This window comes from Methylobacterium sp. (assembly GCF_019750675.1).
GTDB lineage: Bacteria > Pseudomonadota > Alphaproteobacteria > Rhizobiales > Beijerinckiaceae > Methylobacterium.
Map to the genome: position 1 here is coordinate 23,812 of NZ_JAIEOF010000251.1, position 6,918 is coordinate 30,729.

A 6,918-nucleotide genomic window follows, 5' to 3' on the forward strand; every position below is an offset into this window, starting at 1 on the left:
GCCTGCGGGACCAGGATTGATTGGGAGTTTCGGTTTCGCTTCTTGAGCCCTAGCGCGGCGCCCGTGCGGGGTTTTCCGGCCAGACGACGTGCCGATCGACCGCATAGGGCCGACAATCCGCATTCTGCTTCCGGCAATTCGCGAGGGTCGTGCCGGTCGGGTCGAGGGAGCCGGATGTCGCCGCCCACTGACCCGTCGGCGTGATCACGAAGGCTTTGGGCGACCGGGCCTCGAGGAATTTTCGATAACCCTCTCGCCCCGCATCATCGATATAGGGGACCGCCGCCGCGTCACCGATCGCAGCAAAGCGGGTGGCAGCCGGCTGCGCATTCGGGTAGCTCCAAACGACGTCGGAGTTGAAGGCATAAGGTCTGCAGACCAGGCCTTCCTTTTCGCAATTGGCGAGAGCGATCGCCATGGGATCATACCCGCCGGCTGAAACGAAAACCGAGCGCCACTCCGCGATCAGGAAGACTTTGGGTGCGGGCTTCTTGAGGAACTCACGGTAAGCTTGGCGCTGTTGATCGTTCAGGAACGGAACTGCGTTGACATCGTCGATTGCAGCATACCCTGATGCCGGCGGAGGTGATATCGGGACGAATTCCTGATGGGTGATGCGCGTCGGGAAACCCTGCCGTTTCAGGAAGGCTTCGAGTTTTGCTTCGAATACCCTGATCGAATAGGGCTGGCCCAACAAGGTGTGGGCGTCCGTTCCGTATTTTCCGTAGCCAAAGAGTTCCGTTTCACTCCCTCCCGCAGCATAGGCGCGATACATCGCTTCCCATAAGGGTCGGCTGAAGAACCGGTCATTGTCGCCGTAGAGCCAGAGAGATGGCACGCGGTGGCCCTTGCCGAGGGATTTGGCTCCCTCGATCAGGGCTTTGTCGCTGGCCTTACATGCCGACGATCGAATTCCCCCATAGAAATTGATGACCGCCTTCACGCGTGGATCGCCTTCACCCGCCATCGCGAGGGCGTTCCAGCCGCCAAGACTTTCGCCAGTGGCGATGATGCGCGTCGCGTCGATCTTGGGGTCGGTCACGACCTCGCTCAGGGCGGCGAGGATATCCTTCGCGTTGGCGCGACCCAGTGCCTCGAGGGCGCAGCCCGTATCGGGGAGCGTTCCACCGGAGCCCCCATATCCGCGCAGGCGTGGCAGCGCGACGGCATAGCCGCGCGAGAGGAAGTAATAAACGCCCATATTGAAATCAGCGCCCACGTCATTGGTCGACTTCAATGAGGCTTCCGCCCAGTTGGCGCCGTGGTTGAAGACCACGAGGGGGAAGGGGCCAGGCCCGAACGGTTTGACGATTTCGACCTTCAGCCTGACCGGGCGAGTTCGGTCGCCCGATGCCTCACTGGTCCGCCGATCAATATGTTTGTCGGGAGAGAAACTGGCCGACTCGGCCGCAAACGATCCTGGACCGGAGACTATAAGGCTGAAGATCGAAGCAAAAAAAAGATCCAAGAGTGCACGATCTAGCCTCGCCGTGAACGCCTCGACCGACCTTGAGGTCGAGAGCTGCAGCGGCTTTATCAGTCTTGTGAACATCGCGCAGTCGAAAAGGGTCGAGGCGGACATGCGATACCGCCGCCTCGATCGCGTGGTGGTTCGGTCAGGTCCCGTCCCTGCCCGTCACAGGATGAATCGGCTCAGATCCGCGTTCGCCGCCAGGCTCTCGACGCGAGAGCGCACATAGGCGGCGTCGATCGGCACAGTCTCGCCGGAGCGGTCGGTGGCCGTGAAGGAGATGTCGTCGATGACCCGCTCCAGCACGGTCTGAAGCCGGCGGGCGCCGATGTTCTCCACCGAGTTGTTCACGTCGACGGCGACGCGGGCGAGGGCGTCCACCGCATCCTCGCTGAATTCGAGGGTGACGCCCTCGGTCTGCATCAGCGCGACGGTCTGCTTCAGTAGGCTCACCTCCGTCGAGGTCAGGATCTGGCGGAAATCCTCGACGGTGAGCGGCTGCAGCTCGACGCGGATCGGCAGGCGGCCCTGCAGTTCCGGCAGCAGGTCGGAGGGCTTCGAGACGTGGAAGGCGCCGCTGGCGATGAACAGGATGTGGTCGGTCTTCACCGGCCCGTGCTTCGTCGCCACCGTGGTGCCCTCGATCAGGGGCAGGAGGTCGCGCTGCACGCCCTCGCGTGAGACGTCCGCCGAGGACCGGCCCTCGCGGGCGCAGATCTTGTCGATCTCGTCCAGGAACACGATGCCGTTGTCCTCGACCTCGCGGATCGCCTCCTGGGTCAGGGATTCGGCATCGACGAGCTTATCGGATTCCTCCGCCAGCAGAGGCGCGTAGGCATCCTTCACCGTCATCCGGCGCGGCTTGCCCTTCTGGCCGCCGAGCGCCTTGCCGAGCATGTCGCCGAGGTTGACCGCGCCCATGGAGGCGCCGGGCATGCCGGGAATCTCGAACATCGGAAGGCCGCCCGGGGGGCCGCCCGCGAGTTCGATCTCGACCTCCTTGTCGTCGAGTTCGCTTGCCCGCAGCTTCCGGCGAAAACTGTCGCGGGTGGCCTGGCTGGCGGTCGGGCCCACGAGGGCGTCGAGGATTCGGGCCTCCGCCGCCGCCTCGGCCTTGGCCTTCACCGAGCGCCGCTTCTCGTCGCGCTTGAGGCCGATGCCGACCTCCACGAGGTCGCGCACGATCTGCTCCACGTCGCGGCCCACATAGCCGACCTCGGTAAACTTGGTGGCTTCGATCTTGAGGAAGGGCGCGCCGGCGAGGCGCGCGAGGCGGCGGGCGATCTCGGTCTTTCCGCAGCCCGTCGGCCCGATCATCAGGATGTTCTTCGGGGCGACCTCCTCGCGCAAGGGGCCGGTGAGCTGCTGCCGGCGCCAGCGGTTGCGCAGCGCGATGGCGACGGCGCGCTTGGCGTCGGCCTGCCCGACGATGAAGCGGTCGAGTTCCGAGACGATCTCGCGAGGGGAGAAGGTGGTCATCACGCTCCGATCGGATGCGGCAGCCGGGCTGCCAGGGGGCTGGGGAGGGCATGCAGGCTGCGCGTGCACGCGATGTGCCCGCGAGCGTCGAGCACTGCGTGGAACACCCCTGAGGTCATGAAAAGCGCCGAAGCGGTGCCGTCGCGCCCGCCCGCGGCGCTTGACCCCACCGGGCGTTCGGCGGGGATCACGACGGAACCTCGCGGCAAGTCGCTCCCGTCCGTTCAGTAGCGAGGCCGCGTCGGGCGGGGAAGGGGACTGACTGGCGCACACCCCCGACTTAAGCGCGCCGCGCCGCCCTTTCCAGACGTCCCGGCGCCTCAGGCGGCCTGGATCGAGCCGACGAACTGCGTGACCTCGCCGTCGAGGGCGCTGGAGCGCCGGGCGAGTTCCGCCGCCGAGGCCAGGACCTGCGCGGCTCCGGCCCCGACCTCCACCGCCGCGCCCTGGACCTCCGCCATGGTCTCGGTGACGTCGTGGGTGCCACGGGCGGCGTCGCTGACGCTGCGGGCGATCTCCTGGGTGGCGACCTGCTGCTCCTCCACCGCCGCGGCGACCCCGAGGGCGATGCTGTGAACGCTGCCGATCGTGGCGCCGATCTCGCGGATCGCGCCCACGGTCTCCCGGGTGGCGGCCTGGATCATGCCGATCTGCGCGGTGATCTCGTCGGTGGCCTTGGCGGTCTGGGCCGCCAGGGTCTTCACCTCGGTTGCCACGACGGCGAAGCCCCGGCCCGCCTCTCCGGCCCGCGCCGCCTCAATGGTGGCGTTCAGCGCCAGCAGATTGGTCTGCCCGGCGATGCTGGAGATCAGGGCGACGACGTCGCCGATGCGGGCGGCGCCCGCCGCCAGGGCCTCGACGCGGTCGTTGGTCCGCCGGGTGCTCTCGACGGCCTCGGCCGCAGCGGCCGAGGTCTGGCCGACCTGCTGGCCGATCTCGTTGGCGGTGGCGGCGAGTTCTTCCGTGGCGGCGGCCACCGCCTGAACGTTCTGCGCCGTCTCCTGGGCGGCCCGCATCACCGCGGCCGATTGCCGGTTGGTGCGCTCGGCCTGGGCCGACATGGAGCGGGCGGTCTCCTCCATGGCGGCGGCGGCGTCCGAGAGGTCGCCGACGAGGGCGCCGACGCTGCCCTGGAAGCGGTCGGCGAGTTCCGTCCGCTCGGAGCGGCGGCGGCTGGAGGCGAGGCCGGCGGCCTCGTCCTGCGTCGCCCGCAGGGTCGCGCTCTCCCGCATCGAACGGGCGAAGACGTGCATGCTGGCCCAGATGGCGCCGATCTCGTCTCGGCCGGGCTTCACGGCCGGCAGGTCGAGCTGCCCCTCGGAAAGGCGCCGGATCGCGGCGGTGACGCGGGCGAGCGGCGCGGCGATCTGGCGATGGCCGACGAAGAGGCCGAGCCCCAGGGCCGCGAGGATGCCGCCGAGGGCCAGGACGGTCAGCAGGGTCCGGCGGCTGGCGTAGAGAGCGTCGGCGGCTGCGTCGATGGCGGCGACCTGCGCCTGCCCGCTCGCGACCATGGCGTCGATGGAATCCTGGAAGGCTTGCCGGTTCGCCCGGTTGGCTTCGTTGAAGCCGAGATCCGCCGCGGCCTTCGGGGCGACGGCGGTTCCGGCCCGGGCGATCTCCTGGCGCAAGGTGGTGAAGGTGCCCGCGCCCTGCGTGACGCGTGCGAACTGGGCCCGCTCGGCCTCCGGCACACGTGAACCCCAGGCGGCGAGGAGCTCGTTCATCGCCGTGAGGTTCTGGCGCATGCGGTCGGCGTATTTCTGGGCGTCGGCCGTGTCCTTGGCCGCGTAGACGCCGCGGGATTCCAGCACGACGTTGCTCACGAGGCGGTTGACGTTGGCGGCGTCGAGGGCCCGGCGGGCCGCATGCCGGGACTCGACCATCGCGTCGTTGAAGGCCGAGAGGGTGGCGATCCCGACCCCGGCGACCAGCAGGGTGATCGCCCCGCAGGCCAGGACGAACATCAGTATCTTCGCCTTGATCGTCATGTTCGAGACCCTGCCCGGAGCTTTCGATCAAGCTCGTAAGCAGTGTCTCGAAAACTTCGGTTAACGGCCGTGCTCTCCGTCAGGTTTTGGGCGTCTCCAGCGTCTCGAGCACGAGGCTTTCGTTGGTATAGACGCAGATTTCGGCCGCGATCCGCATAGCCCGGCGAACGATCTCTTCCGCATCGTGACTGCTGTCTTCGAGCGCTCGGGCGGCGGCAAGCGCGTAGTTGCCGCCCGAGCCGATCGCCATGACACCGCTCTCCGGCTCGAGCACGTCGCCTGCCCCCGAGAGCAGCAGGCCGACCTCCGCATCGGCCACCAGCATCATCGCTTCCAGGCGGCGCAGGTAGCGGTCGGTGCGCCAGTCCTTGGTCAGCTCGACGCAGGCCCGGGTCAACTGCCCCGGATACTGTTCCAGCTTGGCCTCCAGCCGCTCGAACAGCGTGAAGGCATCCGCCGTGGCGCCCGCGAAGCCGCCGATCACCGAGCCCTTGGCGAGACGACGGACCTTGCGGGCGTTGCCCTTGACGATGGTCTGGCCGAGGCTGACCTGCCCGTCGCCGCCGATCACCACCCGGCCGCCCTTGCGGACCATCAGGATCGTCGTGGCGTGCATCTGCGGCGGACCGTTCGCTTCGGAATGGGACAAGTCAGGCTCCGGTTCGGTTGGGAACCCTGTTCACGTAGTCGCTCGCGAGGCCCGCTCCAAGCGCCGCAGGACATGCACCGCCGCAGTCGCCCCTATCCGGGATAACGCGGAAAGGCCGGTAACGCGTCGAATCGGCCGAACCATTCGGGGGCGTCCGCAACTTGGATGCGGATCGACGGGGGCAGGGCGTCGGGGTCGTCCAGGGTCGCCGTGTGGAGGTCGACTTGGCCCGGAAAGACGGCCGGGTTGCGGTAGAAGAGGTTGGTGCCGCAGGTCCCGCAGAATTCGCGGACGACGCCGGGCGAGGATTCATAGGCGGTCGGGGTGCCGGTGATGGTGATCCGGTCGTCCGGGAACAACGCGAACCCCACCGCGGGCGCACCCGAGGACCGCCGGCAATCGGTGCAGTGGCACAGGGCGCTGTGGCTCGGCTCGCCTTCTGCCACGTAGCGGATGGCGCCGCAGCGGCAACGTCCGGTCAAGGCCATGCGCATCTCCCCCTCATCCGCACCCGTTGTCCCCAAGCGGCCGGGATCTCGCAAGGCGCCCTACACCACCACGGTGATCCGCTTGGCCGCCCGGGTCAGGCCCGTATAGAGCCAGCGCGCCCGGTGCTCGCGGAAGGCGAAGGACTCGTCGAACAGCACGACGTCGTCCCATTGCGAGCCCTGTGCCTTGTGGACGGTCAGCGCGTAGCCGTAGGTGAACTCGTCGGTCTCGCGCTTGAGGAAGGCCGGGATTTCCTCCTCGGAGCCCGACATCACGGCCTTGAGGACCTTGATGTCCACCGGGCGGCGGCGCAGGGCCGGGTCGTCCTCCGGCACCACGTCGAGGCGCACCGTGTCGGATCGCGGCGAGGAGCGCTGGGCGTGCACGGTCCAGGTGGAGCCGTTGAGCAGGCCCTTGGTTCGGTCGTTGCGCAGGCAGACCAGCTTCTCGCCCACCGCCGGCATCGGGTCGGTGTGGCCGGCGAGTTCGCGCAGGCGGTTGTTGTAGAGCCGCCGGGTCTTGTTCATGCCCACCAGCACCTGATCGGCCTGGAGCACCACGGCCGGGTCGATGGTACGCCGCGAGACGATGCGGCTCTCGCCGTACTCGCCGATGCTGAGGCGCCCGCCCTCGCGCACCGTCATCGCCATCCGGACGATGGGGTCGTCGGCGGCCTGCCGGTGGACGTCGGTGAGCATCACGTCGGGTTCGGCCTCGGTGAAGAAGCCGCCCCCGCGCACCGGCGGCAGCTGCGCCGGGTCGCCGAGCACCAGCACCGGCCGGTCGAAGGACAGGAGGTCGTTGCCCAGATCCGAATCGACCATCGAGCACTCGTCGAT

6 protein-coding genes are annotated in these 6,918 nt (G+C 68.1%); all 6 read right to left on the reverse strand.

What is annotated here, in order from left to right; genetic code table 11:
• Nucleotides 1-49 precede the first annotated feature (49 nt).
• A complete protein-coding gene (locus tag K2X24_RS12915; RefSeq protein ID WP_292498679.1) occupies nucleotides 50-1,582 on the reverse strand; it encodes a prolyl oligopeptidase family serine peptidase in 1,533 nt (510 codons plus the stop codon).
• Between the two features lie 54 nt (nucleotides 1,583-1,636).
• Nucleotides 1,637-2,950, reverse strand: coding sequence for an ATP-dependent protease ATPase subunit HslU (gene hslU / locus K2X24_RS12920; RefSeq protein ID WP_292498681.1), 1,314 nt, complete (start codon nucleotides 2,948-2,950; stop codon nucleotides 1,637-1,639).
• 320 nt (nucleotides 2,951-3,270) lie between these two features.
• Complete coding sequence (locus K2X24_RS12925) at nucleotides 3,271-4,941, reverse strand: methyl-accepting chemotaxis protein (RefSeq protein WP_292498685.1); 1,671 nt, start codon at nucleotides 4,939-4,941, stop codon at nucleotides 3,271-3,273.
• 79 nt (nucleotides 4,942-5,020) lie between these two features.
• A complete protein-coding gene (hslV, locus tag K2X24_RS12930) occupies nucleotides 5,021-5,590 on the reverse strand; it encodes an ATP-dependent protease subunit HslV (RefSeq protein WP_292498690.1) in 570 nt (189 codons plus the stop codon).
• A 92-nt stretch (nucleotides 5,591-5,682) separates the two neighbouring features.
• Entirely contained in the window at nucleotides 5,683-6,078 is a 396-nt protein-coding gene (locus K2X24_RS12935; protein WP_292498692.1) for a GFA family protein, read from the reverse strand.
• A 60-nt stretch (nucleotides 6,079-6,138) separates the two neighbouring features.
• Nucleotides 6,139-6,918, reverse strand: a 780-nt coding sequence (locus tag K2X24_RS12940; protein ID WP_292498696.1) for an ATP-dependent RecD-like DNA helicase, incomplete at its 5' end; no start/stop codon positions are given.

Coding starts and splice junctions, on each gene's coding strand:
- K2X24_RS12915 (WP_292498679.1), bottom strand. CDS start 1,582: ATGTCCGCCTCGACCCTTTTCGACTGCGCGATGTTCACAAGACTGATA.
- hslU (WP_292498681.1), bottom strand. CDS start 2,950: ATGACCACCTTCTCCCCTCGCGAGATCGTCTCGGAACTCGACCGCTTC.
- K2X24_RS12925 (WP_292498685.1), bottom strand. CDS start 4,941: ATGACGATCAAGGCGAAGATACTGATGTTCGTCCTGGCCTGCGGGGCG.
- K2X24_RS12935 (WP_292498692.1), bottom strand. CDS start 6,078: ATGGCCTTGACCGGACGTTGCCGCTGCGGCGCCATCCGCTACGTGGCA.